General features: G+C 71.8%; 16 protein-coding genes and 1 pseudogene. 5 read left to right on the forward strand and 12 right to left on the reverse strand.

Annotated elements, in window-relative coordinates; all coding sequences use genetic code 11:
* A pseudogene (locus FRCN3DRAFT_RS41875) lies at positions 1–248 on the reverse strand (IS982 family transposase); the annotation flags it as partial.
* Positions 249–465: 217 nt separating this feature from the next.
* On the opposite strand from FRCN3DRAFT_RS41875, the gene FRCN3DRAFT_RS0200030 reads away from it, so the two are divergent.
* Entirely contained in the window at positions 466–2,112 is a 1,647-nt protein-coding gene (locus FRCN3DRAFT_RS0200030) for an MFS transporter (RefSeq protein ID WP_007520172.1), read from the forward strand.
* Positions 2,113–2,291: 179 nt separating this feature from the next.
* Positions 2,292–2,993 (forward strand): TetR/AcrR family transcriptional regulator, encoded by a 702-nt coding sequence (locus FRCN3DRAFT_RS41880; RefSeq protein ID WP_083401438.1) that lies wholly within the window; start codon positions 2,292–2,294, stop codon positions 2,991–2,993.
* A gap of 236 nt (positions 2,994–3,229) precedes the next feature.
* Here FRCN3DRAFT_RS41880 and hpnH read toward each other — a convergent pair whose 3' ends face one another.
* On the reverse strand, positions 3,230–4,231 hold the full coding sequence (gene hpnH, locus FRCN3DRAFT_RS0200040) for an adenosyl-hopene transferase HpnH (RefSeq protein WP_007520168.1): 1,002 nt from the start codon (positions 4,229–4,231) through the stop codon (positions 3,230–3,232).
* A 558-nt stretch (positions 4,232–4,789) separates the two neighbouring features.
* Between hpnH and FRCN3DRAFT_RS0200045 the strand changes: the two genes are divergently transcribed.
* Both FRCN3DRAFT_RS0200045 and FRCN3DRAFT_RS49035 read left to right on the forward strand, forming a co-directional pair.
* Complete coding sequence (locus FRCN3DRAFT_RS0200045) at positions 4,790–5,335, forward strand: winged helix-turn-helix transcriptional regulator (RefSeq protein ID WP_007520166.1); 546 nt, start codon at positions 4,790–4,792, stop codon at positions 5,333–5,335.
* Between the two features lie 91 nt (positions 5,336–5,426).
* A complete protein-coding gene (locus tag FRCN3DRAFT_RS49035; protein WP_051466088.1) occupies positions 5,427–7,961 on the forward strand; it encodes a protein kinase domain-containing protein in 2,535 nt (844 codons plus the stop codon).
* Positions 7,962–7,975: 14 nt separating this feature from the next.
* Here FRCN3DRAFT_RS49035 and ispH read toward each other — a convergent pair whose 3' ends face one another.
* From ispH to FRCN3DRAFT_RS49040, 8 genes are all read right to left on the reverse strand, one after another.
* Entirely contained in the window at positions 7,976–9,718 is a 1,743-nt protein-coding gene (gene ispH / locus FRCN3DRAFT_RS0200055; protein ID WP_027140101.1) for a 4-hydroxy-3-methylbut-2-enyl diphosphate reductase, read from the reverse strand.
* Positions 9,715–11,871 (reverse strand): squalene--hopene cyclase, encoded by a 2,157-nt coding sequence (shc, locus tag FRCN3DRAFT_RS0200060; protein ID WP_007519240.1) that lies wholly within the window; start codon positions 11,869–11,871, stop codon positions 9,715–9,717. Before shc ends, ispH begins: the two co-directional genes overlap by 4 nt.
* An 84-nt stretch (positions 11,872–11,955) precedes the next feature.
* Entirely contained in the window at positions 11,956–12,972 is a 1,017-nt protein-coding gene (locus FRCN3DRAFT_RS0200065) for a polyprenyl synthetase family protein (protein WP_007519241.1), read from the reverse strand.
* Entirely contained in the window at positions 12,969–14,612 is a 1,644-nt protein-coding gene (gene hpnE, locus FRCN3DRAFT_RS0200070; protein ID WP_007519244.1) for a hydroxysqualene dehydroxylase HpnE, read from the reverse strand. Before hpnE ends, FRCN3DRAFT_RS0200065 begins: the two co-directional genes overlap by 4 nt.
* On the reverse strand, positions 14,609–15,559 hold the full coding sequence (gene hpnD, locus FRCN3DRAFT_RS0200075; protein ID WP_007519246.1) for a presqualene diphosphate synthase HpnD: 951 nt from the start codon (positions 15,557–15,559) through the stop codon (positions 14,609–14,611). Before hpnD ends, hpnE begins: the two co-directional genes overlap by 4 nt.
* Positions 15,556–16,794, reverse strand: a complete 1,239-nt coding sequence (gene hpnC / locus FRCN3DRAFT_RS0200080) for a squalene synthase HpnC (RefSeq protein WP_007519248.1) — start codon at positions 16,792–16,794, stop codon at positions 15,556–15,558. The genes hpnD and hpnC overlap by 4 nt, the downstream gene beginning before the upstream one ends.
* A gap of 259 nt (positions 16,795–17,053) precedes the next feature.
* Positions 17,054–17,884, reverse strand: a complete 831-nt coding sequence (locus tag FRCN3DRAFT_RS0200085; RefSeq protein ID WP_007519250.1) for an SDR family NAD(P)-dependent oxidoreductase — start codon at positions 17,882–17,884, stop codon at positions 17,054–17,056.
* Positions 17,885–18,988: 1,104 nt separating this feature from the next.
* Entirely contained in the window at positions 18,989–19,834 is an 846-nt protein-coding gene (locus tag FRCN3DRAFT_RS49040; RefSeq protein ID WP_051466089.1) for a TetR/AcrR family transcriptional regulator, read from the reverse strand.
* 490 nt (positions 19,835–20,324) lie between these two features.
* On the opposite strand from FRCN3DRAFT_RS49040, the gene FRCN3DRAFT_RS0200095 reads away from it, so the two are divergent.
* Positions 20,325–22,580, forward strand: a complete 2,256-nt coding sequence (locus tag FRCN3DRAFT_RS0200095; RefSeq protein WP_007519254.1) for an MMPL family transporter — start codon at positions 20,325–20,327, stop codon at positions 22,578–22,580.
* Between the two features lie 473 nt (positions 22,581–23,053).
* Here FRCN3DRAFT_RS0200095 and FRCN3DRAFT_RS0200100 read toward each other — a convergent pair whose 3' ends face one another.
* Positions 23,054–24,433 carry an HNH endonuclease signature motif containing protein gene (locus FRCN3DRAFT_RS0200100; RefSeq protein ID WP_232793863.1) on the reverse strand — a complete coding sequence of 460 codons (1,380 nt, stop codon included), beginning with the start codon at positions 24,431–24,433 and terminating at the stop codon, positions 23,054–23,056.
* Positions 24,434–25,045: 612 nt separating this feature from the next.
* Positions 25,046–26,389 carry an aspartate aminotransferase family protein gene (locus FRCN3DRAFT_RS0200105; protein ID WP_007519258.1) on the reverse strand — a complete coding sequence of 448 codons (1,344 nt, stop codon included), beginning with the start codon at positions 26,387–26,389 and terminating at the stop codon, positions 25,046–25,048.
* Positions 26,390–26,495 lie beyond the last annotated feature (106 nt).

Genomic DNA, 26,495 nt, shown 5'->3' on the forward strand with positions numbered 1-26,495 from the left:
GCCGTCTTCAGACGCCGGTTGTAGCCGGACTGGCCCGGCAGATACGGGAACATCCCGGTCAGATGCCTGCGGGCGTAGCGCAGCCAGCGGGCCTCGGAGTGGTGGCCGAGCAGGGCCTGGGCGACCGCGAGGCAGACGAGTTCGGAGTCGCTCAGCGTGGGTGGCCGTCCGGTCCGTCGTCTCCCTCCGATCCGGTCGTCGATCTTCACATAGAGTGCGGTCAGGAGGGTTTCCAGGTCTTGCGTCACAACTCGATCTTGGAAACCCTCTCTCCATGCCCGACCACCGGTCACCCAGACTTCGGACTTACTCGTCTAGGCCGCGCAGATGACCCTTCCGTAACTCCGCCCTCGGGCGACCTCCCGCCGGCCGCGCCGAGGCCGCACACGAAAGGGGGTAGGCGGATTATTTTTACTGACTAAGTAGCTTTCGTCGATCGCTCGGGAGGCCGGCCGGGAGGGCCGCATGACCACGTCCGCGGAACGCCCGGCGACGCCACAGCCGACCGCCCCACAGCCGGCTACGCCACAGCCGACGACCCCACAGCCGGCGGCCCCCCAGCCGATGACACCGCGCGAGATCAGGCACGCGGTATGGGCGCTCGTGCTGGGCCTGTTCGTCACCATGATCGCGGGAACGGTGATCGCGAACGCGCTGCCGCGCATCATCGGCGACCTGCACGGCAGCTCGACCGACTACACCTGGGTCGTCGCGACGACGCTGCTGCTGATGACGGCGACGGTGCCGGTCTGGGGCAAGCTCGCCGACCTGCTGAACAAGAAGATGCTGCTCATGCTCGGCCTGGCGATCTTCACGGTCGGGTCGATGCTGGCGGGGCTGGCGCATTCGACGACCTGGCTGATCGCCGCGCGGGCGGTGCAGGGGGTCGGCGCCGGCGGCACGAGCGCGCTGACCCAGGTCGCGCTCGCGGCGATGGTCCCGTCGCGGGAGCGGGCCCGCTACAGCGGCTACATCGGCTCGGCGTGGGCCATCTCGAACCTCTCCGGACCGCTGGTCGGCGGTCTGATCGTCGATACGCCCGGGTTGGGTTGGCGCTGGTGCTTCTACCTGTGCGTGCCGCTCTCCGCCGTGGCCTTCGTCATGCTGGGGCGCACGCTGCGGCTGCCGACCGAGCGCCGGCCCGTGCGCATCGACTATCTCGGCGCCATGTTGATCCCCGGCGGTGTCGGCCTGCTGCTGCTCTGGATGACGCTGGGGGGCGATCTCGTCGGCTGGCTGTCCGGCACCGGGCTCGCGCTGCTCCTCGGCGGCGCGGCGGCGCTGGCGCTTGCCGTCGTCGTCGAGACGCGGGTCGCCGAGCCGATCGTGCCGCCGCAGCTGTTCCGACAGCCGACCATCGTGCTCGCCATGGTCGGGACGGTTGTCGCGGGCACCGTGTCGATCACCGTCCCGCTGCTGTTCAGCCAGTACTTCCAGCTCGGCCGCGGCTGCTCGCCGACGGTGTCCGGGCTGCTGACCGCGCCGATGGTCTGCGCCCTCGCGGTGTCGAGCAACATCGGCGGCCACGCCATCAGCCGTACCGGTCGTTTCAAGGGGGTCCTCGTCGGCGGCGGGGTGTGCCTCTGCTGCGGGATCGCGCTGTTCGCGACCATCGGCGCGCGCACGCCGCTGCCCGCCGTCGCGGCCTACCTGGCCCTCGTCGGCGTCGGCCTGGGCATGACCACGCAGAACCTGCTGATCGTCGTCCAGAACACCGCGGCGCACGGCGACCTGGGGGCCGCGAGCGGCACCGTCGCCTTCTTCCGCAGCCTCGGCTCGACCGCGAGCGTCGCCGCGCTCGGCGCGATCTACGGCAATCGGGCCGCGCACCTGGTCGGCACCGGCCTCGCCGCCGCCGGACTGCCCGCGGGCGCGGGCGCCGACGGACACAGCGTGCCGCGGCTCGCGGAGCTGTCGGCTCCGGTCGCGGCGGTGGTGCGGCAGGCCTACGGAGACGCGGTGGGGCACACCTGGCTGCTCGCGCTGCCGCTGACGGTGGTCGCGCTCGCGGCCATCCTGGCCATCCCCGCGGCTCAGCTGCGCATGACGAACGACCGCGACGCCGTCACCACCGACGAGACCGACGTGATCGGCGCGCCGACGGTCGGATGAGGCGACGGCCGGATGAGGAGGCGGCCGGATGAGGAGGCGGCCGGGTCGAGGAGCCGCCAGCACAGCCGACCGAGCCCTGTCCAGAGCGACTCGGACGTTGTCGCCGGGACGCGTGTCATACCCGGTCACGCCCTTGGTTCGGCCTGATGGAACGGCGCGCCGTGCACCATAATTGAGCCGTGACCAGGTCCCGCCACGAGGAGAGGACCTTGGAGACCAAGGCGCACACCAGGGTCGCGCTGGTGGCGGCCGCCCGTCGGCGGTTCGCCGAGCAGGGTTACGCGGCCACGGGGACCGAGGAGATCGTCGCCGACGCGCGGGTGACCAGAGGCGCGCTTTATCACCATTTCCGGGACAAGGCGGACCTGTTCCAGGAGGTGATGAAGGAGGTCGCCAGCGAGGTCGCCGAGGCGCTCGTCGAGAGCGAGCTGACTCGCGACCCGGCCGGGCCGAGTGATGCCTGGACCCAGCTTTGCACCGGGTTCCAGTCGTTGCTGGACTTCTCCACCCGGACCGACACCGACTTCCAGCGGATCGTGCTGGTGGACGGCCCGGCCGTGCTCGGTAACGACGCCTGGAACACTCTGGTCGAGACGCACGGCTACCGGCTGCTGTCGCAGTGGCTGGAACGCGCGATCGCCGAGAAGGCGATCGACCCGATTCCGGTGGCGCCGCTGACCAGACTGGTCGCGGCCCTGCTCGCCGAGGCGAGCCTTTACATCGCCAGGGCCGACGATCCGCTGGCCGCCCGGAGGGAGACCGGTGTCGCGCTGGACCGTCTCATGTCCGGCCTAGTCCGCCGCGACTCAACGCCTTTGGAAACGGCCGCCGTCTGGCCGACAAGCGAGTCCACCGACGAGGCGGCGCCGGCCGCGCACTGAGCGCGCACCGAGCGCGCACCGAGCCGGCCCGCACCAAGCCGGCCGTGGAGCCGCGTGTCGGTCGACGGCGAAACAAATAGGCCCGCCCTGAAACGGACGGACCCTCGCGCGCCACGAACCGGCCCACACCGACCAAAAGGACGCGAATCACCCGACGAGCGTCGGCGGGACAGACGCCGACGGGGTGAGGCGCCACGCGCCTCACCCCGTCAACATCACGTTCACCCGCGCATCGGTCACATGCGCATCGCGCGGACCTGCTCCTTCAGCGAACCCATGGTGGCGAGCACCGCCGAGGTCTCGTAGCCGCAGTGCGCCATGCAGTTCGCGCACCGCGGGTCCTTGCCGCGGCCATACTTGTCCCAGTCGGTGGTCTCGACCAGTTCCTTGTACGAGCCGACGTAGCCGTCGCTCATCAGGTAGCAGGGCTTCTGCCAGCCGAAGAGCGAGTAGCTCGGGATGCCCCACGCGGTGCAGGCCAGCTCACGCTTGCCCTCGAGGAAGTCGAGGAAGACCGGCGAGTGGTTCAGCCGCCACTTCTTCCGTCGGCCCTCGCCGAACACCTTCGAGAACATCTCCCGGGTCTCCTGGACCCCGAGGAAGTGCTCCTGGTCGGGCGCCTTCTCGTAGGCGTACCCGGGCGAGAGCTGAATCTGGTCGACCTTCAGGTCGTCATTCAGGAAGTTCAGGATGTCGATGACGTCCTGCGGGCTGTCGTTGTTGAAGAACGTGGAGTTCGTGCCAACCCGGAACCCCGCCGCCTTGGCCGCCTTGAACGCCTCGACGCACTCGTCGAACGTTCCCGGCTTCTCGACGACCGCGTCATGACGCTCACGCAGACCGTCGATGTGGAGCACGAAGGTGAAATACGGCGACGGAGTGAAGTTCTTCAGCTTCTTCTGCAACAGGAGGCCGTTCGTGCACAGGATCACGAACTTCTTGCGCTTGACCAGAGCATTCACGATCTCGTGGATCTGGGGGTGCATGAGCGGCTCGCCACCGGCGATCGCGACCACCGGGGCGCCGCACTCCTTGACCGCCGCCAGCGCGTCCTCGACGCTCATCCGCTGCTTGAGCACGGAGGCCGGATGCTGGATCTTGCCGCAGCCTGTGCAGGACAGGTTGCAGGCGAAGAGCGGCTCCAACTCCAGGACGAGCGGGAAGAACTTCTTCCGCGTGATTTTCTGCTTGGCCAGGTAGGACCCGACACGAACCGAGTAGCGCCACTGAACCGCCACGGCAGATGTCCCCCTCTCGTCAGGCCGCCGGGGTGGTGACCTGGGGTCGCCTGGGGATCACCATACAGCGGGTACGTACAGCTTGTATGTCGACCCCACCAGCAACATACAAGCTGTATGTCGAGCACGCATGTCGATCAGGTAAACCGATGGGGACGCCTAGGATCGCGGCCACTCCGGGTGCGTTCCGCTACCGTCCGCGTCCATTTCGGGAGGCATCCCGGACGCGACCGTCACGCGGCACACACCTTTCACGGACAGCAACGTATGCGCAGTGTGCACGACCACCCGGAATCTCGCCACTCGGTGTGACCGCTCGCCCCTGTTCGAAACTGCGACAAAGTTGTAGAAGCCACCGACGCCCGCTCGGGATTCATTCGCCCCCGAAGCTGCCACCCACCGCCACCAAGGCGTCGCGCTCAGCCATGGACCCCCGACGGCCGCCGACTACGCCGCGCGACCAGCAGGCCACTGAGTTCAGCACTCGAACGTAGCATAGATCAAGAACTACACTACGCCCATGGAGGCACCCGCGACCCCGTCGATGCGGGGTGCTAGATGACCGGGAAGACGCCGACCCAGCACCGTGAGCGCGGACCGGCGGCCGCTCCCACGACGGCACCCACGCCGGTGGCCGCGACCACACCAGCGCTCCTGACGCAGCCCCGTACCTGTTCCATCGCCCGCGCGCTGGAGGTGGTGGGCGAACGGTGGTCGATCCTGGTCATCCGGGAGGTGACCCTGGGCGTACGCCGGTTCGACGCCATTCAGGCGGCAACGGGCGCACCACGCGCCGTGCTCACCGACCGGCTCGCCGGTCTGGTGAACGCCGGCGTGCTGGCGCGGACCAGCTACCGGGAGGCCGGCGCACGGACCAGATGGGAGTACCAGCTCACCCCGGCTGGCCGCGAGCTCGCCCCCGTGCTGTCGGCCTTGCGACAATGGGGTGACCGCCACCTGTCCGGCGAGGACGGCCCGCCGGCGTCGTTCACGCACATCGACTGCGGCGCTCCCGTGCACGTCCTGCACGTCTGCGACGCCGGGCATGTCATCGGGAACACCCGGGAGATCTCCCGGGTGGCCAGGCCGCCCGTCACCTCCTGAACCGTTGGTCCCGGGCGGGATGAGATGATCGATCCCGGACCGGGTGCCGGATCGGCGCGCACGCGGGGCGGGAGACGGACGTGACACAGCGATGACCGGTGACGCTGGCCCGACGCCAGGCGCACCGGGCAGGCCGGCCCCAGGCCCCGGGGAGGCCTCGAGGCCGGGTGCGGCCAGCCCGCACCTGCCGTCCACCCCCAGCCCAGGCGCCGCGGTCGCGCCGCCGCCGGGCGGCCGGGACGGACGAGCCGGCCGGGATGATGGACGAGCTGGCCGGGATGGACGAGGCGGGCGCAGCGGCGACACCCAGCCGGGTTTCGGCACCCAGAGCGGCGCGACCGGGGCGGGCCGGCTGATCGCCGGTCGTTACCTGCTGCTGCACGCGCTGGGACGCGGCGGGATGGGCACCGTCTGGCTGGCCCATGACACCCTGCTCGGCGTCGACCGGGCACTCAAGGAGATCCGTTTCGGCGACGACCCGACCGAGGCCGACCGGCACGACCGCGCCGAGCGGGCCCGCCGGGAGGCACGCGCGGCCGCCCGGCTCGCCGGGCACCCCGGTGTCGTCGTCGTGCACGACCTGGTCGAGGAGCCGGACGCGCCCTGGATCGTCATGGAGCTGCTCGCGGCGTCCCGCTCCCTCGACCAGGTGATCCGCCAGGACGGGACGCTCTCCCCGTCGGTCGCCGCCCGCGTCGGGCTGGCCGTGGTGGACGCGCTCGACCACGGGCACCGGCACGACGTCCTGCACCGCGACGTCAAGCCGGCCAACGTGCTCATCACCGCCGACGGCCGGGTCAAGCTCGCCGACTTCGGTATCGCCACCTACCTCGACCGGGCGCCGCTGACCCAGGCCACCTCGATCTCGGGCACCCCCGTCTACATGGCGCCCGAGCGGCTACGCAAGGAGAAGGCCGGCCCCGCCAGCGACCTGTTCTCCCTCGGCGCCACGCTCTACGCCGCCGTCGAGGGGCGGCCCCCGTTCCCGACCCCGACCGACGCGGTCCGCTACGCCTTCAACGCCCAGTTCGCGCCGCCACGCCCCGGCAACGCCGGCCCGCTCGCCCCGGTGCTCGATGGCCTGATGACGCACGACCCGCGGGCCCGCCTGACCGCGGGCTCCGCCGCTCGGATGCTGCGCGACCTCGCCGGCGACGCCCGGGCACCCGGGCCGGCTCCGGAGGCGACGACGGCGTTCCTGCCGCCGCTCTCCGCCGGCAGCGGCACCGGCGGCCTGTGGGCCGTGAGCACGCCGGCGGAGTCGGCGACCGCCAGGCCAGGCCCACCACGTCCGGCACCACCGCACCCGGCACCACCACACCCAGCGCAGCCCCGGCCAGCGCAGCCCCGGCCGGGGCAATCCCGGCCGGCACAGCCCGGGCCGGTGCCATCCCGGCCGGCGCCACCCGCCCCGTCACCACCCGGCCCGGCACCGCAGCCGCCAGCCGGGTTCCAGTGGCATCCGCCGGCCGGTCCCGGCTGGGCGGCGGACCGGGCCGAGGCCGCGTTCCCGTCCGCGGACTCGGCGCGCCGGGCCAGGCGGCGCAGCCTCACCCGGCGTGGCCTGATCGCCGCCGGGGTGGCACTCGGCGTCGCCGGCGGTGGCACGGCGTTCGCGATCAGCCGCCGCCGGCACGGCGACCAGCGGACCGCCGGTGGCCCGACGCCGGGCGGCACGTCCCAGCTCGCGGACGGGACGATCCCCGCCGAGCTGAGGATGCAGCTGTCCTGGACGCCGGACGTGGAGTTCGCCGGCTGCTTCTTCGCCGACTCCCGTGGCTACTACCGCGACGCCGGCTTCAGGACCGCCAGGCTGCTGCCCGGTGGGCCCGGCGCGCTCGGCGCCGAGGAGGCCGTGACCACCGGCAGGGCGCTGCTCGGCTTCAGCGCCGTCGACGTGCTCGCCCGCGAGATCATCCGTGGCACCCCGGCGCGCGCCGTCGGCGCCCTCTACCAGCGCTATCCCTGGGTGATCGCGTCGCCCGGCGGCGCGCCGCTGGACTCGCCGGCCAAGCTCATCGGCAAGCGGATCTGGGTGGACAAGGGCGCCGGAGAGATCTGGGACACGTTTCTCGCCGCCAACAACATCAGCGTGGACAGGGTGACCCAGGTCAGCGACGGGTCGCCGGACGAGCTGCTCGCCGCCGGCAGGATCGACGGCCTGCTCTCGCACGTCTTCGACATCGCGCTGCGGCTGCGCCTCGCCGGCGTCGAGATCGCCACGTTCCTGCTGGCCGACCACGGCTACCCGATCGTGTCGTCGGTGTACGTCGCCTCGGTCGAGGCCATCACCCACAACCGGGCCGCGGTCAGGGCGGCGCTCACCGCGGAGATCCGCGGCTGGCGCGACAACGTCGCGAGCCCCGAGGCCGGCGCACGACTGACGGTGACGAAGTACGCCCCCGAGCTGGACGAGCGAACCCAGCTCGCGATGAACCAGATCCAGAACACACTGATCGTCAGTGACGACACCCGTCGCGACGGCCTGCTCATCGTCACGCCCAGCCTCGCCGAGAAGAACGTGCGCGCCCTGCTCAGCGCCGGCTACCGCGTCAGCGTCGACGACCTGTTCGACATGTCCCTGCTCGAAGAGGTCTACCGAGACAACCCCTCGCTACTGCGCTGAGCCCCCCGGGGGGGTCAGCCGCCCTGGGGGCGGCGGACCTCCTTCGGCAGGGTGAACGCGATCGACTCGGTACCGATCGACCTCGTCGACACCGAGGTGGCGCCGAGCCCGGCCAACGCGTCGGACAGCGCCGCGACCAGGTTCGGCGGCGCCGAGGCGCCGGCCGAGATGCCGATCGTGTCGGCACCGACGAGCCATTCCAGCCGGACCTCGTCGACGCTCTCGACCAGGTGCGACGCGGTGCCGTCGCGCCGCGACACCTCGGCGAGCCGGCGCGAGTTGGCGCTGTTCTCCGACCCGACGACGAGCACCAGGTCGGCCTCGGCGGCGACCCGGCGCACCGCGTTCTGCCGGTTGGACGTCGCGTAGCAGATGTCGGCCGAACCGGGCCCGACGATCGCCGGGAACCGGTCCTTCAGCGCGTCGACGACCTCCTCGGCCTCGTCGACCGCGAGGGTCGTCTGCATGAGGTAGGTGACGCGCTCCGGGTCCTCGACCTCGATCGAGCCGACGGCTTCGGCCGACTCGACCAGGGTGATCCGCTCTGGCGCCTCACCGAGCGTGCCGTCGACCTCCTCGTGCCCGGAGTGGCCGATGAGCAGGACCGTGTCACCACGCGCGGTGAACCGGCGCGCCTCGGCGTGCACCTTCTCGACCAGGGGGCAGGTCGCGTCGATGACCGACAGCTGCCGGTCGTTCGCGTGCGTGCGCACCGAGGGGGCGACGCCATGGGCGGAGAAGACGACGGTCGCCCCCGGCGGCACCTCGTCCAGCTCGTCGACGAAGACCGCGCCACGGCTGGCCAGGTCGTTGACGACGTGGGTGTTGTGCACGATCTGCTTGCGGACGTAGACCGGCGCGCCGTGGATCTCCAGCGCCCGCTCGACCACCTCGATGGCCCGCTCGACGCCGGCGCAGAACGCCCGCGGCTCGGCGAGCAGCACCCGGCGCTGCCCGACCGCGGCCGCCCAGGCGCCCAACGGCTCGCCGAGCCGGCGCAGCGTGCGCAGGCCGGCGAGACCCCGGCGGGCGAGGTCGAGCCGACCGAGCGGCTCGGCGGCGGTGTCGACGATCACCCGGATCACGGCGAACGGCCGGCCGGTGGCGCTCGGCGACAGGTAGGCCGACTCCATGTCCACGGCGACCGCGCCCGTGGCGGCGAGCTCGGCCCGCGCGGTGCCGACCGCGAGCCGCGGCACCGACACGACCGGCCCGACGTGCACGGTGAGCCCGGCGCGGCGCAGCTCGCCGGCCAGCAGCGGCGCGGACGGGCAACGGCCGGTGACCGTCCCGTCGCCCGTACGCACCTCGCTCGCGACGATGACGTCCCCTGGCCTGACCCGGGGCGCGAGGCCGCCGGCCACGCCCACCACGGCGACCGCGTCGGGCTTCGCCGCGCGCACGGCCTGGTTGGCGCGGCTGGCGCGCTCGGGGCCCATCCCGGTACGGACGACGACGGTGTCCGCCGGCAGGCCCGACCGGCTGGCGGCCATCGCCTCCACGCGCATCGGCGCCGCGACCACGAGCCGGGCCCGGCGCGGCGGGCGGCCGGGCTTCCAGCTCGGGCCGGTGCCGACCGCCTGCGTCGGGATCAGCGGGATGGGCGGCGAGGACCCGGGCCGCGCCGCGGCCGCCGGCCCGGCCGGCGCGGAGGACGCCGCGTTCCCGCGCGCCGGCGGCGCTGGCTCGCCGCCGGCCGCCCGCGCGCCGCCAGAATGACGATCGCCGGTGTTCTCGGATGCTGAGATGCTGCTCATGCCGCGGACCGCCCGGTGAGGGTCACGTACCGGCCGAGAGCCGCCAATGGGAAGACCAGCCGGTACAAGTGGTAATTGATGGAGAAGTCCCAGGGGAAGCCCGTACCGGTGTAGTACGGCTCGTCCCAGCCGCCATCGGGCCGCTGGGTCGCGCACAACCAGCGCACGCCCCGGTCGACCGCCTCGTTGGTCGGGTCGGCGGCGAGCAGGGCGAGCAGCGCCCACGCGGTCTGCGATGGGGTCGGCTCGCCGCGGCCGATCCACGCCTCGTCCCGGTAGGACCGCAGGTCCTCGCCCCAGCCGCCGTCGGGCCGCTGGTGAGCGACGAGCCAGCGCACCGCCGCCCGGATCGCCGGGTGATCGGCGGCCACCCCGGCGGTGATCAGCGCCGGTACGACCGCGCCGGTGCCGTAGATGTGGTTGACGCCCCAGCGCCCGAACCACGAGCCGCCCGGCTCCTGGTTGTCCAGCAGCCAGCGGACCGCTCGCTGGGTGACCGGGTGGTCGGCCCTGCCCAGGTCGGCGAGCATCTCGACCATGTGCGCCGTGACGTCCGCGCTCGGTGGGTCGATCACCTCGCCGAAGTCGCAGAACGGGATCTTCATCGCCAGCTTCTGGACGTTGTCCGCGTCGAAGGCGCCCCAGGCGCCGTTCGACGAGCGCATCCCGACCGACCAGTTGACCGCCCGCTCGACCGCGCCGCGCACCTGCGTGGCCAGCGACGGGTCGTCGTCGTCCAGTCCCGTGTGCAGCAGCCGCTGCAGCGCGAGCACCACCTCGGCGGTGTCGTCCACGTCCGGGTAGACGTCGTTCGCGAACTCGAAGGCCCAGCCGCCCGGCTCCAGGTTCGGCCGGCGCACCCGCCAGTCGCCGGGGATGGTGACCTCCTCGCGGACCAGCCACTCCCCGGCCTTGCGCATCGCCGGATGGCTGCCGGTGAGGCCGGCGTCGGCGAGCGCGACGACGGCGAGCGCGGTGTCCCAGACCGGCGACTGGCAGGCCTCCAGCCGGCGCACCACGCCGTCGGGAGTCTCCTCCCGGGTGGTGAACGTCTCCAGCCCCTCGATCGCCGCGACCAGCACCGGGTGGTTCATCGGATAGCCCATCAGGTGCAGGGCCATGATCGAGTAGACCCAGGGCGGCTGGATCCCGCCCCAGCCACCGTCGGCCTCCTGCCGGGCGACGACCCACTCGGTGGCGCGGCGCAGCGCCAGGTTGCGCAGCGTCTTGACCGGATGGCGCTGGTAGTGGCGCAGGGCGGCGTCCATCCGCTGGAAGGCGCCCTCCCAGCTGACCAGCGGCGCCCGCGCGGGCCGCGAGCCGACGACCTTGAGCTCGTCGATGGTGAAGCCGAGCGACCGGACCGGCCGGAAGTGCCCGACGATGGTCAGCGCGACCACCGTCTGGCGGGCCCAGCAGCCGAAGTCATAGACGTTGAGCGGGACCCAGCTCGGCAGCAGCACCATCTCGGGCGGCAGCACCGGGACCTCGTCCCACGGCCACTCGCCGAACAGCGCCATCCAGATCCTGGTGAACACCCGCGTCGCCGCGAGGCCGCCATGGGCCCGCACGAACGACGCCGCGGCGAGCATGTGCGGCGCGTCCGGCGCGTCGCCGGCCAGCCGCAGGCCGACGTAGGCCTCCAGCGTGGTCGACAGGTCGGCCGGGCCGCCGTGGAACGTCGCCCAGCCGCCGCCGGGCAGCTGACGCGACCGGATCCAGCGGCCCGTCTCGGCCGCGAGCTGGGGTGTCAGGATGCCGAGGAACTGGCGGAGCATGAGATCCTCGGCGTCCATGGTGACGTTGGTCTCTAGCTCGCCCTTCCACCAGCCCTCGTCGGACTGCAGGGAGAGGAGATAGTCCCGGGCCTGCGTCATCGCGTCCGCGGCCCGCTCGGCCACCCCAACGGGGGGCAGTGTCAGCATCGCGGCCAACGCGGACGTGCTCATCTCACTCGTGGCCGGCTCGGCCGCTGGCGGCGCGAGGTCGGGGGCTGGCCCGCCGGTGCGCGCACCGGGTCGGGTGGTCACCAGCAGAGGCCCGGCGACGGCGGACCTCCCGGATCGGCTTCGCCGATCCGGGAGGAATCCCGGCCGCGCGGACGTCGGCTGCGTCGTCGGCGTCGCCGGGGACGGGTCCGAGGTCAGGCTCATAGCCGAATCTCCTCCGGGTCCGGATGGGGGAGCCATGCGTCGAGGGCCTCGGCGAGGCCCAGGCGTGCGCTCGCCTCACCCTTCTCAGCAGTCGCGTTCGGTCACGAATCGTGCGAGGGCCAACAGTTCGGCCTCGGCCAGCGGGGGCAGCGACAGCGAACGGAGCACCGCTCCTGCTGTCTTGAGCTGCCGGTCCGCCTCAGCGGTGGTCCAGTCGCGCCCGCCGGCCCGCTCGATCAGGGCTGCGACGCGCTCCAGCTCCTCCGTGGGGCGGTCGCCCTCGCTGACCAGGAACGCCCGCAGGTCGTCCGCGTCCGCGCCACCGGCTTCCAGGGCGACGACGACCGGGACGGACTTCTTGCGCGACTGCAGGTCGGACAGCACCGGCTTGCCGGTGACCGCGGGGTCACCCCAGATGCCGAGCAGGTCGTCGATCAGCTGGAACGCCGTGCCGAGACGGGAGCCGAACTCGGCGAGCCCGTCGACGACCTTCTGGGGCGCGCCGGCGAGCACGGCACCGAGCGAGGCCGAGCAGGCCAGCAGCGCGCCGGTCTTGCCGTCCTCCATGGACAGCGTCTCGGCGACGGTGACGTCCGACCGGTCCTCGAACAGCAGGTCCTCGGCCTGGCCGCGGACCAGGTCGTGCACGCCGGCGCCGAGGATCGTCGCGGCCTTCCTGCCCGGCTCGCCCTCGACCTCCAGCAGGACCTGCGTGGCCAGGCTCAGCAGGGCGTCGCCGGCGAGGATGGCGCCGTCGATGCCGAAGACCGTCCAGGCGGTCGGCCGGTGGCGGCGCTCGGTGTCGCCGTCCATCACGTCGTCGTGCAGCAGCGAGAAGTCGTGCACCAGCTCGACGGCCACCGCCGCCGGCAGGCCCACCTCGGCCGGCGCGCCGGCCGCCTCGGCCGACAGCAGCGCCAGCGCCGGGCGGACGAGCTTGCCGCCACCGCCCGCGACCGGGTTGCCGTCGGCGTCGACCCAGCCGCGGTGGTACTCCACGACGTGGCGTAGCCGCGGGTGCAGTCTCGTGACCGTCTCGCGCAGGGCGGGGATCGTCAGCGTCCGGCCACGCTCGATGGCTTCCGGAACCGTCATCGTCATGCCGGGCTACTCCCTGTCGGTGTGGTCGGTGCGATCGGGCCGGCCGCGGCCGGATCGGCTGGATCGGCTGGATCTGACTGCGCCGGGACTGCCAGGCTCACGGTCGGGACGCGTGGCCTGGCTCGCGCGGCATCCAGCCGCGGCCACGCCATGTCACCGGAAGCTGTCTCCAGCTCCCCTACGTGCACCCCCACGCTGGCCAGCGTCTCACGGGCAGCAGTGAGCCCGCTACGCACAGCTCCCTCCATGGTCGCCGGCCACCCGGTGTCGGTCCACGCACCAGCCAGGGCGAACCCGGGCAGACCGGTCCTCGCCCCGGCACGCAGCGCGAGCGATCCAGGCGCCTGGCGGAAGGTCGCGGTGCGCTCCCTGGTTACGAAGACCTCGACCAGCTCAGCGTCACGGGCCGCCGGAAGGATGCGGCGCGTCTCGGCGACGAACTCGGCCCCGAGCTCCGCCGCCGGCCGGTCCACCCAGGACTCGGCGGCCGACTGGGAAAGCGCCAGGTACTGCGACCCGGGCGGCGCGGTGCCGGAGCCGGCGAGGCCGGACGGGCCCGTCCGGTCGAAGATCCACTGGACTGGCGAACCGGTGGCCGCGAGGAACGGGCGGTCCATCACCTGACGATCGAAGATCATGTGGACGTTGACGATCGGGGAGGCGCCGAGGCCCTCCAGGCTCGCCGGGTCGGGGTGGGCACCCGGCGGCAGCAGAGCGGCCGCGGCCGGCGGCGGTACGGCGAGCACGACGGCGTCAGCCGTCAGCACCTCCGAGTCACCACGCCCCGTCCCACCAGCCGCGTCGCCCGCGGCCTCCGCCCACGCGGCTCCGCCATTCTTGCGTGGGCTACGGCCGGTGATCGCGAGCTCGTAGCCCGCGTCGGTCCTGGTGATCTCGCGAACCTTCACGTTCGTCCGCACGTCCGCGCCGAGGTCGGCGAGCGCCTTGGCGGCGGCCTCGCCGTGCAGCTGCTGCAGCGGCACGTCCGCCCAGCCGATGTCGGCCGCGTCGGCCCGCTCGAGCAGACCGGAGCGGACGACCTTGGCGGCCAGCGCCAGCGACGCCTCGGCGGCCGGCGCGTTCAGCGTGGCGACGGTGAGCAGCTCCCACAGCGCCTCGGTGGCGACGGCGCCCTGGCGGTGCGCGGCGAGCCAGCCGCCGAACGAGGCGCCGTCGACCTTCGGCGAGCGCTGGTCGAGCCGGCCGATCTGGAACGCGGCGAGCGCCGCCGAGACCCGCTGGCCCACCGGCAGCGCCTTGTAGCCAAGCAGGGCGGGCGCGAGGTGCAGCGGCGCCGGCAGCCGGGTCTTCGTCCGGCGCAGCCGGGCACGCTCGCCCGGGCGATCGCCCAGCAGCACCTCGACGTCGAGCCGGGGCTGCAGCGTGGTCAGGTGCTCCACGCCGAGTCGCCCCAGGAAACCGCGATAGGCGGTGCAGCAGCGCATGAACACGTGCTGACCGGTGTCCACCCACAGGCCCTTGCGGTCGAACGACGCCGTCGCGCCGCCGAGGCGCGGCCTGGCCTCCAGCAGCACCACGTCGGCCCCGCCGTCGGCCGCCAACAACGCCGCCGAGAGCCCGGCGAGCCCGCCGCCGACGACCGCGACGCGCGGCCGGGCCCTGCCCCCCTCACCCGTCATCGCGACACATCCTCCGAACCAGCGGCTTTGCCGGGCGTGCCCGGCGGCTCGCGTCGGACTCCTTCGGGGCGGCCGACCAGGTTGCGCGCCGCGACCGCGGCCTTCTCCCGGCCCGGCAGCGACAGTCGGCGCGTCAGCACGGCCGTCGGGTCGGTCCGGATACGTCGGTTCAGGCGCAGGTAGATGCCCGCCATGGCGCCACAGCACGCGGCGCTGCGCCGGTCGAGCATGCCGAGCAGAGCCAGGCCCCGGTCGTACCACTCGTCGGCCCGCGCCGCGCTCGCGCGCAGGTAGTCGACCAGGGCGTCCTCGGGCTCGCCCAGCCGGCCGTTCGCGTCGACGGCCAGCTTCACGCCGGCGGCGGCGAGCTCGGCCTGCGGCAGGTAGACCCGCCCGTTCAGCAGGTCCTCGCGCACGTCGCGCAGGATGTTGGTCTGCTGCAGGGCGACGCCGAGGGCGTCGGCGATCGCGGGCGCGTCGCCGCGCGCCGCGGCCTCGGTCGTCCCGAAGATCCCGAGCGAGAGCCGGCCGATCGTGCCCGCCACCAGCCGGCAGTACCCGACCATGTCGTCGAACGTCTCGTACGTGCTGGGCTCGATGTCGCTCTCGACGCCGTCCGCCAGCTCGATGAACGCCTCGAGCGGGATCGGGAAGCGCCTGGCCGCGTCGGCGAGCGCGACGATCACCGGGTCGGAGCTGTTCGGGTCCAGGCCGCGGATGTCCGCGCGCGCCTTCGCGAGGCCCTCGCTCTTCTGCTCGTCCGGCAGGTCGCCGTCGCCGATGTCGTCGAGCCGGCGGGAGAAGGCGTAGACGGCGGACAGCGCGCCCCGTCGATCGGCCGGCAGCAGCCGGATGCCCCAGGAGAAGTTCCGCGCCGCCTGCTTGGTGATCTCCTCGCAGGCGGCGTAGGCCTCGGCGACGGTCGGGCCGGGCGCGGCGGCGGTCATCGGGCCTCCCCCTCGTCCGTCGCGAGCGTCTCGGCCAGGCTCGGGGTCGAGGCCGCAGCCGGGGCCGCCGACGTGGCCGGGGCCACGTCCGGCGCCCCCACCGAGGTGGCGGCGACCGCCGCGGTCGAGCCCGAAGCCGGGTCAGCCGGGTCGGTCGTCGGGGTCGGCGCCGAGAGGGCCGACGGCGGCGGGGGCTCGCACAGCGGCGAGAGGCTGTCCGCGCCCGCCGCGGCGGCGCGGGCGGACGGGGCGTAGGACCGGGCCGTCACCCACAGGGAGGCCGCGACCACTCGCTGCTTGCTCGCCTTCGGCGCACCGCCGAGCACGTCGTAGCCGGACTGCCGGACGGCGTGCAGCGCCGCTCGGCCACCGCCGACGAAGCCCGCGATCGCCAGCCGCATCCGGCCCCGCAGCAGGCTCGCCAGCGGCGCCCCCTGCTCGAGGATGGTGGTCGCCCTGGCGACCTGGAAGGCCATCAGGTTGCGCAGTGCGGGCGAGGCGGTCGGGGCCGCGAGGTCCTGCTCGGTGACGCCGAAGGTGTCCATGTCCTCCAGCGGCAGGTAGATCCGGCCGGCGGCGTAGTCCTCGGCGACGTCCTGCAGGTGCTCGGCGATCTGCAGCGCCGTGCACACCCGGTCGGAGAGGATCAGCCGGTCCGGCGTCGCCTGGCCGAGCACGCCCAGCACCATCCGCCCGATCGGGTCGGCCGAGAGCGTGCAGTAGCGCAGCAGGTCGTCGAACGTGTCGTACCGGGTGACCCGCTGGTCCATGCGGTTGGCCTCGACCAGCCGCAGGAACGGCTCGGCGGGCAGGTCGCAGGACCGGACGGTGCCGGCGAGCCGCTGGTGGACGGGCAGGCTCGGCTCGCCGGTCCAGATCAGCTCCAGGTCGGCGCCGAGCCGATCCAGCAGGGCGAGCCGGTCGCCGGGCGCCTCGTCACCGATGTCGTCGACGAGCCGGGCGAACCCGTACAGCGCCTTGAAGTGGTCGCGGATGCCGGCCGGCAGCACCATGGGCGACACCGGGAAGTTCTCCCCGTAGGCGGCGCGCAGCACCTCGTCGGTCGTCGCGGCCAGGTCGGTGACCCCGGCCGGCTCGGCCCGCCGTGGCCGGCCGCCCTGGGCCGGTTGCGCGGCCCCCGGGCGCGCGGCGTCGCCGGTCTCCTCGGCGGACCGCGCCAGCGGGTCGCCGGGGGAGCCACTACCGCCCTGTGACCGGATGTCGGTGGTGGTCATGCGCCTCTCCTTCGGGGGCGATCTGCGCACGCGGCGCTGGCGAAGCTGGTCGGGCTCGGGACCACACTGGCCGCTGAAGACGCGATCAGGCTGTCGGTTCGCATCTGGAGCGGCGTTCTCCTGGAGTCTCGTGGCTCGCGGCGGCCAGACCGCTCAGCTCGGGCTGCTGTGCTCGGCCGCTCGGCTCGCGCTCCGCTGCCTGAGCTTCCATGCCGGGGCTTGGAACTCGGGCTTCGGGCTCGAGGTCGGCCGGTGTTCGCTATCCGAACACGTTGGCCAGCCGTCGGTAGATCGGTGGCGCGAAACCGTGCACTCGCGCCGCCAGGGACATCCACCCTGGCACCCAGACCTCGGCATCACCGCGCGCGGAGGCCGCCAGCATCCGGTCAGCGACCAGGCCAGGGGGCAGTGGCTTGGGCCAGCGACGCACGTAGGGAGCGCCTCTGCGGCGGAAGAAGGGCGTGTCCACCGCACCTGGTAAGGCCAGCGTCACCGTGATGCCGCGCCCAGCGACCTCGGAGCGCAGCGCGTCCGCGAAGCCGACCAGCGCCGCCTTGCTCGCCGAGTACGCGACCTCTCCGCGCACCCCGAGCGCGCCGGCGACGCTGCCGACCAGCAGGATGCGGCCCTCGCCGCGTGCCAGCATCGCGGGCAGCACGGCCCGGACCAGCATCATCGGCGACAGCACGTTGACGGCGACCAGGTTGCGCAGGGCGGTCGACGACATCGCCTCGAACGGCCCGGCCGCGCCCACGCCGGCCGAGCAGATCAGCAGGTCCACGTCACCGAGGATCTCGGTCGCGCGGGACGCGACGGCGTTCTCCGACCCGACGACGGCCAGGTCGGTGGCGAACCGGTGCCCACCGGTGGCGGCTGCCACCTCGTCGAGGGCGACACCGTTACGCCCGACCAGCAGCATCCTGGTGTCCTGGTCGGCGAGCCGCAGGGCGGTGACCCGGCCGATTCCACTGGACGCACCCGTGACGAGCGCGGTGCGTGGCGGCCAGGGCGCGGACGTGGCCGCCCGGGCCCTGCTGATCACCGGCCGGGAAGCCCGGTCCTGGACAGCGGGACGGGAGCGGGTGCTCACGCCTCACACACCTCCGGTCGCGTCAGCTGCCGCGGCCGGCACGGCGCCGGCCATGGCAGGGGTGGTCACCCCCGGAGGGGCGGACATCATGTGCCAGACCACCGGGAACCTGCCAAATGACAGCGAACACGATGAACCAGCCCAGCGTGCCGGTCCGGACCCGTCGGGTAGCAGACTAGATGAGCATGCGGAGGCGGCTTCATATCCTCCACATCCCAACTGCCCAGCAACGTCCCGACAGCCATCAACCGAGCTGTACGCGCCTGGTCCTCCGGCGGCATGGTTGTGCGCCCGCGTTGATGCCGAGCCCGCCAAGGGCAGCCCCATCATTTCACCGCCCCCCGGCGATCCCGTCCATGGTCAGATGGATGACATCACGTACCCAGCCCCGTCGGCGCGACCGATACTCGTCACACCGAAGGGTACGGAACGATTACCCAGAGCGCATCTTGCCGGCGCCCGGCCAACTATTCATTCGATTTACGTCTGTGAATCAGGTTGGAATGACACACCGGCGACATGCGGTAGACATGATGGGGACATCTGGCGGAACACGGCCGTGACGCCGTTGTGACACGCGTTGCCCACCAGTTGCGACATTGCCTGCCGCCAGCCGGGCCGTCACACTCGACCGATGGTCACCAGGCCACCTGCGCGAACGATCGCGAAGGCGCTCGCGGACACCTTCACGGTCGGCACATAGAGACCTTTCGCGCCGCGGAGCGGACACGACTCTATGTCACCGCCCAGGCACGGAACCATCTCCCACACAGACTCAACCCTACCGTCTCGGACAAACATGATCTAAAGGGGTGTCCGTGCGCGGTCAATGTGGATCGTCCACGATCTCCGACAGCCGGACCGACGATCACACCCAAGATCCGTCCAGACACGGAGACGCCTGACAGTCCAGCGAAAGCCGACGCGTCGCTGGGCGCGGGGCCGGGGCGGCGCGGGACGTGGGCGGGCGCGTCGCTGGGACGCGGGTAGGACGCATCGCGTGGACGCGGGTAGGACGCATCGCGTGGACGTAGGCAGGACGCTGGGCCGGGACGCGAGGCCGGGTGCGGGCAGGGGGCGGGGCCGGGGCGGCGCCTGCCACGCCTACCGCGGACCGTGGCCGGGTGGGTCACCCGGACCGCCGAGACCCGCCCGGACCGCCCCTGTCGCGCCGGCGCCGGGTGGGCCCGCGGGATGCCCGCCACCACCCAGCGCGGCCAGCGCGGCGTCCACGATCACGGACCGTACGTCGTCCGCGATGATCGAATGCGGCGGCCAGCCCACCGACGCCTCGAGCGCGTCCTCGGTCTGGAGCCCGGGCGTCCCGGGCATCGCTAAAGCCCCTGGCATCGTTGAAGCCCCTGGCACCCCGGCGCCGCGGGCGGCTCCCGTGCCGGCCACCCCCCCGGCGGTGGCGCGCAGCCGGCTGAAGGCGGCGCCCAGAATGCCGCTCTGCACAGCGCCGAGCGCGCAGCGCGCGCGCAGCAACGCGGTAGGGGTCGGGTTCGGTCCGGCCAAGGCACGGACAACTTCTTCGGAACAGGAGAAGACGTCCTCTTCACCGATCTTGCGATGAAGCACCGACGGATCGTTGACGAACGCGCAGAGAACACTGCCCGGACCGGCGAGCAGGCCAGCCATCAGCTCGATGATCGTCTCAGGTTGTGGCGGAGACGCTCCCCTGATCAGTTCCACGATTCGGGTGAGTTCCGTCACGAAGGGATCGAGTAGAGCATCGAGAATCGTCTCTTTAGACGGGAAGTGGTAGTACAGCGCGGCTTTGGTGAGTCCGAGGCGTTCGGCGATGTCCCGCACGGAGGTACCGGCGTAGCCACGCTCACCGAACAGGGAGACGGCGGCGTCGAGAATCCTGCCTCGGGTGTCGGTCGCTCGCCCGCTGGCGACGTCGGGCGGCCGGTCCGCGGGGCTGGTAGGCGCGGCCCGGTCCATCGAGGCGGCCCGGTCTGCCGAGGCAGGCCGATCCGTGGGGGCGGTGCGGTCCGTCGGGTCAGCCCGGTCCGTAGGGGCGGTGCGGCCGGTCAGCACCGGCCGGAGAGCGCTCCGGACCCCCTGGATCGGCTCCCTGACCTCCCCGACCTTCCCGATCGGCTCCGCCGATCGGGCGGGAACCCCGGAACCAGCAGGAACTCCGGACGGCGAAGCTCCGCACGCCCGGAGGCCTTCACCAGACACAGGTCCGCCCTCCCGTGTGTGGGTTGCCCGAGACGCGCTGGCACACGCGCCTCGGCGCCTCCCCGCCTGCTCGAAATAGTGATGTTAGCCTCCCGGCGACCTACCGAACGACCGGTAAGCTACTGCGTAACCGACCGATCGGTAAGGTCCCGCCAAGCGGGCCCGCGCACTGGTGAACTCGCTCAGGACGCACATGGGCGATTACCCAGCGGCATCCACAGCGATACCTGTCGATTCGAGGAGAACCGTGGCAGCGCTCGCCCGCTGGTGCTTCCGGCACCGCTGGATCGTCCTGATCGCCTGGCTCGTGGCCTTCATCGGTCTCGGCGGCGCCGCGCGCGCCGTCGGCGACGACTACAAGGACGCCTTCTCCCTGCCAGGCACCGACTCCCAGGCCGCCTATGACCTGCTGGCCAGCGAGTTCCCGGCGGCATCCGGCGAGACCGCGTCGATCGTGCTGCACGCGCGGTCGGGCACGCTCACCGACCCGGCGCTGCGTACGCCCGCGACGTCGATGCTCGCCTCCCTGGCGAAACTGCCGCACGTCGCCAGCGTCACCAGTCCTTACGACCCCAAGGGCGCGTCACAGCTCAGCGCCGACGGCCGAACGGCCTTCGCGACCCTCACGGTCGATGGCCAGGTCACGGACCTGACCGCCGCGGACATCAAGAAGATCGTCGACACGGCGCGTGGCGCCGACGAGGGCTCGTTGCAGGTGGAGGCGACCGGCAACATCGTCTCGGTCGCCGAACAGCCCGGACAGAGCTACAGCGAGCTGGTCGGCGTCGTCGCCGCGGCGATCATTCTGTTCCTCGCGTTCGGCTCACTCCTGGCGATGACGCTGCCGTTGATCACGGCGCTGGTCGCGCTCGGTATCGCCAGCAGCATCATCCCGCTGCTGTCGCATGTCTCGACCTTCTCGGAGGTCAGCCTGACGCTGACCACGCTGATCGGGCTCGGGGTCGGCATCGACTACGCACTGTTCATCGTCAACCGGCACCGGATCGCGCTGCGGGCGGGTAAGAGCCCCGAGGAGGCCGCGATCAACGCGGTCAACACCTCAGGCCGCGCGGTCCTGTTCGCCGGAGTGACGGTGTGCATCGCCCTGCTCGGCATGTTCGCCCTCGGCGTCACCTTCCTGTACGGCGTGGCGATCGCCGCAGCCCTCGGCGTGGCCTTCACCATGGCGACCTCGGTCACGTTGCTGCCCGCGCTGCTCGGCTTCTACGGGCAGAAGGTGCTCAGCCGCAGGGAACGGCGCCGGATCGCCGAGCACGGCCCGGAGCCGGAGCGGCCGAGCGGCTTCTGGTGGCGCTGGTCGAAGATCGTCGAGGCGAAGCCGAGGAGGCTCGCCGTCCTCGCCGCCGCGCTGATCGTCGTGATCGCGATCCCGTTCTTCTCGCTGCGCCTCGGCTCGTCCGACCAGGGCAACGGCGCGGACACGAAGACCTCCAAGCGTGGCTACGACCTGCTCGCCGAGGGCTTCGGTCCCGGTTTCAACGGCCCGTTCCTGATCGCGGCGCGCACCGGAAGCGAGGCCGACAAGACGACGGTGGCGCGGCTCGTCGACACCCTGGCTGACACTCCTGGCGTCGCGTCCGTCAGCGAGCCGCAGTACAGCCCCACCGGGAGCGCCGCGACGATCACCCTGTTCCCGACGACCAGCCCGCAGGCCGCCGAGACGTCGAAGCTTCTCGACCGGCTGCGCGACGACGTCGTACCGAAGGTCGTCGCCGGTTCGGACACCCAGGTCTACATCGGCGGCTCCACGGCGACCGGCGACGACTTCTCCACCGTTCTGCAGAGCAAGCTGCCGCTGTTCATCGGGATCGTCGTGATACTCGCGTTCCTGCTGCTGGTGGCGGTGTTCCGCAGCCTGCTGATCCCGCTGACCGCCTCGGTGATGAACCTGTTCGCGGTCGGCGCCGCGTTCGGCGTGATCGTCTCGATCTTCCAGTGGGGCTGGTTCGGAAGCCTGATCGGGATCAGCGGAGGCCCGGTCGAGGCGTTCATCCCGGTGATCCTGTTCGCAGTGCTGTTCGGCCTGTCCATGGACTACGAGGTGTTCCTGGTCAGCCGCATGCACGAGGAGTGGAGCGCACGGCGCGACAACCGGCTCGCCGTCTCCCTCGGCCAGGCCGAGACCGGCCGCGTCATCTCCGCCGCCGGCGCGATCATGACCCTGGTGTTCGCGTCCTTCGTCCTCGGCGACGAGCGCGTCCTGAAGCTGTTCGGCCTGGGCCTGGCGATGGCGGTCCTCATCGACGCCTTCGTGATCCGCACCGTGCTGGTCCCCGCCCTGATGCACATCTTCGGCAAGGCCAACTGGTGGCTGCCCCGCGCCCTCGACCGGCGACTCCCCCACCTGTCCGTCGAGCCCACCGCCGACGAGCTGGAAGGAATCGTGCCGGAAGCGGCCACGGCTCAGGCCAACAACTCCACGATCCCCGGCCAGTCGACGGGCCCGCGAGCCTCCTTCGACAAGTCCTCTGGCCGGCACTGACCCGTCGCCACTGGTAACCGCCGCCGTCAACCGGCCGCCGGCGTCGAGGTCGACACCGGCACCGGCACCGGCGACCAGCGACCAGCGACCAGCGACGATCATCGGCGCAACTACTACCGGCCCGACGACCACCGACACCGCCTGCCCCAGCACGGTCTGGGGCAGGCGGTGCCCTTTTCTGACGGAGTCGGCCCTACCTGACGGGGCGGTACTCGGTGATCAGGTGGTACTCGGTGATCGGGCGGTAACCGGCGATCAGGTGGTGCTCACAGAGGTGGGCAGGGCGATCGAAGTGGTCGGTCGAGCGGGCGCGAGGCGAAACAGGTCGGAGGTTTCCGCGACGTGACGGCCCCCCAAGAGGCGTCCCGGTGCGCGACGCCGTCATGGCCAGTTGGCCAGCCTGCCGCCCACCTGGCATTCGCCTGCCACTCACCCTGCCACCGGCGGACCATCATGATCGTCTGGACAGGACGTCAGAAGGGGCAAGGCTCATGGGCCGGGGTGTGGCGCCTCGGGCTCATCAACTCGGGATCGGGTTCGGCGCCGACCATGGCTGCGGCTTGGATTGTGACTGTGGACCCAGTGTCCCGGTCCTCGCCCGAGGGGACACCCTCGCCGTCGTTGGTGTTGGTGTCGTTGCGATAGGCGCGGGCGTCGGGACTGGTCCAGACGAACACTCCCGGTCGGGGCTGGTCGAGCTTCCACCCGCCTTCGCCCTTGAGTCGGTGATGATGGCGGCACGCGGCGCCGAGGTTGTCGAAGGCGGTGCGGCCGCCGTGAGCCCAGGGCACGGTGTGATCAAGGTCGGCGCTCACCGCGGGAACCGCACAGCCCGGGAACGTGCAGCGCTGATCGCGATACCGAATGAGCCGAGCCAGGTCCGGGGCCGGAACCCGGCGATGCCCAAGGTCCAGGACAGTGCCGGTAACCGGGTCGGTGAGCACGCGGCGCCAGCGGGCATCCGCAGCCAGCGCCCGCCCGACACCGGCCGGGATCGGCCCATAACCGACCAACTCCGCCGGATCATCATCCAGACCCGCCAGCGTGCCGACCGAAGCGATCACCTGGATCTCGGTCGTCACATACTCACGCCGGTTACCCAGCAGCAACGCCGCGAGCACGTCAGCACGAACAGCCGCGACGGGCCGACCATCACCGCCGGCGCGGGCGCTCCTCGCGAGCCGATCGATCCGATCACAGATCGCCCGGACGTCCTCGGCCGCCAGCGTCGCCGACAGCCGCGCCATCCCGTCCTCCAACGGCTCCACCGTCACGTCCCGCTCCGCGTGCGCCTCCCGCCACCGCCGCCCCGCCCCCGCCGGGTCAAGCCGCAACATGAGCCGCCGCGCCTTACGCCGCCACAACGCCGGCGAGCCAAGTCTCCGCCCCGCGAGCATCCGCGCCTCAGCCACAGCACGCCGCTCCTCGGTCAGGTACTCGGTCACCTCGAACAGCGCGAGCAACCGCCGCCAGTCCAACTCCCCCACCACCAGCGCATCCACCGCGGCGGGCAGCTTCTCGACCAGATCCCACGCCCGCGCGAGCCGGTTGGAGACAGCCCGGGGCGACTCCGCCAACTCCGGAGCGACCCGATCCGCCAGAAACTCCGAATAAGGATCACCCGGCTCATCGACGTCGTTGACCGTCGGAGCCGACGGATGCAACTGCGCCAACCGGACCTGCGCCCGCACCGTCAACCCCGCCAACCGCGCCGCCTGCCGCCCCATCAACAACACGACCAGCTCGAGCGCCTCCTCCTTCGAACAGGTCGCCAACTCCGCCAACGTCTCGTCGAACACCGCGTCGACGGCAGCGAACCGCGCCACCAGCTTCGTGACGGCCCCGCCGCTCACCTGGTCGTCCCGAGCGGCCACCCCTCGACCGCCGGAGTCGACACCACCCAGGGCGGCCGCCGAACCGGCCGCCGCGACCGGGCCACCGGCCACGACCGAGTCGCCGGATGTGTCCAGACAAGCCGGCGCCCGGGCACCGGAACGAGACCGCCCAGCATCAGCCACATCGGGCGGCGCGGCCTGGGACGACGGGACAGTGTCGTCCTGAATCTGGTCACCATACGTATCGAACACGGGTTCGACGATAAACCGAGGTGCCGATTTCGTCAAACATGGCCGAGAACAACGACCGCCATCAGGAAATTGCAGAGGACAACAGCGGGAGGATCTCGGATCAATGCAATTTAGAGACAGCTCGACTCTAGAAGAATGTGATCAAAATAGCAGGTCAGCACATACAGAAAGCCCGGCAGCCGGCAGAAAGAACACCCAAGTCGGCTTTATCTCGCCGGCGCTCCATAGCCCACCGCTACACCTGCAACGCGACCCGACCGGACCATGGGCCGGCGATCCCGGGTGTCCGCGGGTCATACGGGAACGCTGATCACCAGCGAGGCCTGCAACCACGGGCAGGAACCAACGGCTGCTAGCGGAATCAGCCGGCGCCGCGGTTCAGGTGCCGGTGACGTAACCGTCGGCGATGGTCAGGGCCTCGTCGAGGATCGCCAAGCCCTCACGAAGCTCGTCCACCGTGATCGTGCACGGTGGGACGACATGGACGCGGTTGAAGTGGGTGAACGGCCAGAGGCCGCGTTCCTTGCAGGCCGCGGCGATGGCGCCCATGGGGGCGGCGTCGGGGCCGGCGGCGTTGAACGGGACGAGCGGTTCCCGGGTCTCCCGGTCGCGGACGAGCTCTATAGCCCAGAAGACGCCGAGACCCCGGACCTCGCCGATGCTCGGATGGTTCGCGGCGAGTTTCGCGAGCTCCGGGCCGATGATGTCCGTTCCGAGCGTCCGGGCGTGCTCGAGGATGTCTTCCTCCTCGAACGCCCGGATCGAGCCGACGGCGGCGGCGCAGGCCAGCGGGTGGCCGGAGTAGGTGAGGCCGCCGGGGTAGGAACGGGTCGCGAACGCGTCGGCGACGCGCGGACCCATGATCACACCGCCCAGCGGGATATAGCCGGAGTTGACACCCTTGGCGAAACAGATCAGGTCGGGGACGACGCCCCAGTGGTCGACGGCGAACCATTCACCGCAACGGCCGAAGCCGGACATGACCTCGTCGAGAATCAGCAAGATGCCGTGCTGGTCGCACAGCTCGCGCACGCCGGCCAGATAGCCGTCCGGCGGGACGAGGATGCCGTTGGTGCCGACGACCGTCTCCAGCAGCACGGCGGCGATCGTCGACGGGCCTTCCATGGCGATCACGTCCGCGAGGTGCGCGAGGGCGCGTTCGCCTTCCTGCTCGACGCTCTCGGCGTAGAACGGCGACCGGTACGGGTAGGGGCCGAAGAAGTGGACGACGCCGGGGATGCCCGGCTCGCTGGCCCAGCGGCGTGGTTCGCCGGTCAGCACGATCGAACCGCCGGTGGCGCCATGGTAGGACCGGTAGGTCGTCAGGATCTTGTGCCGGCCGGTCACGAGGCGGGCCATGCGGACGGCGTTCTCGGTCGCCTCGGCGCCGCCGTTGGTGAAGAAGACCTTGTCAAGGTCGCCGGGCGCATGCGACGCGATGAGCCGGGCCGCCTCGGAGCGGGCCTCGTTCGCGTGGAACGGGGCGATGGTCGTCAGTTTCTGGGCCTGCTCGACGATGGCCGCGATGACCTTGGGGTGTTGGTGGCCGATGTTGGCGTTCACCAGCTGGGAGGAGAAGTCCAGGTAACGCTTGCCGGACTCGTCCCAGAACGAACTGCCCTCGGCGCGGTTGACCACCAGTGGGGTGAGGGCCGCCTGTGCCGACCACGAGTGAAAGACGTGCTTGCGGTCGTCCTCATACGTCTTGCTGTTCGTCCCCATGGAACCCGCTGCCTCCTCGCCGCCAGGGCTTGTCACTACGCTGCCGCGCTGCTGCGCCGCCGTGTCGCCCGCGCCGCCGGGCAAGCCCGGCCGGCCGTGCCGCCGT

It is taken from the genome of Pseudofrankia saprophytica (assembly GCF_000235425.2).
Lineage (GTDB): Bacteria > Actinomycetota > Actinomycetes > Frankiales > Frankiaceae > Pseudofrankia > Pseudofrankia saprophytica.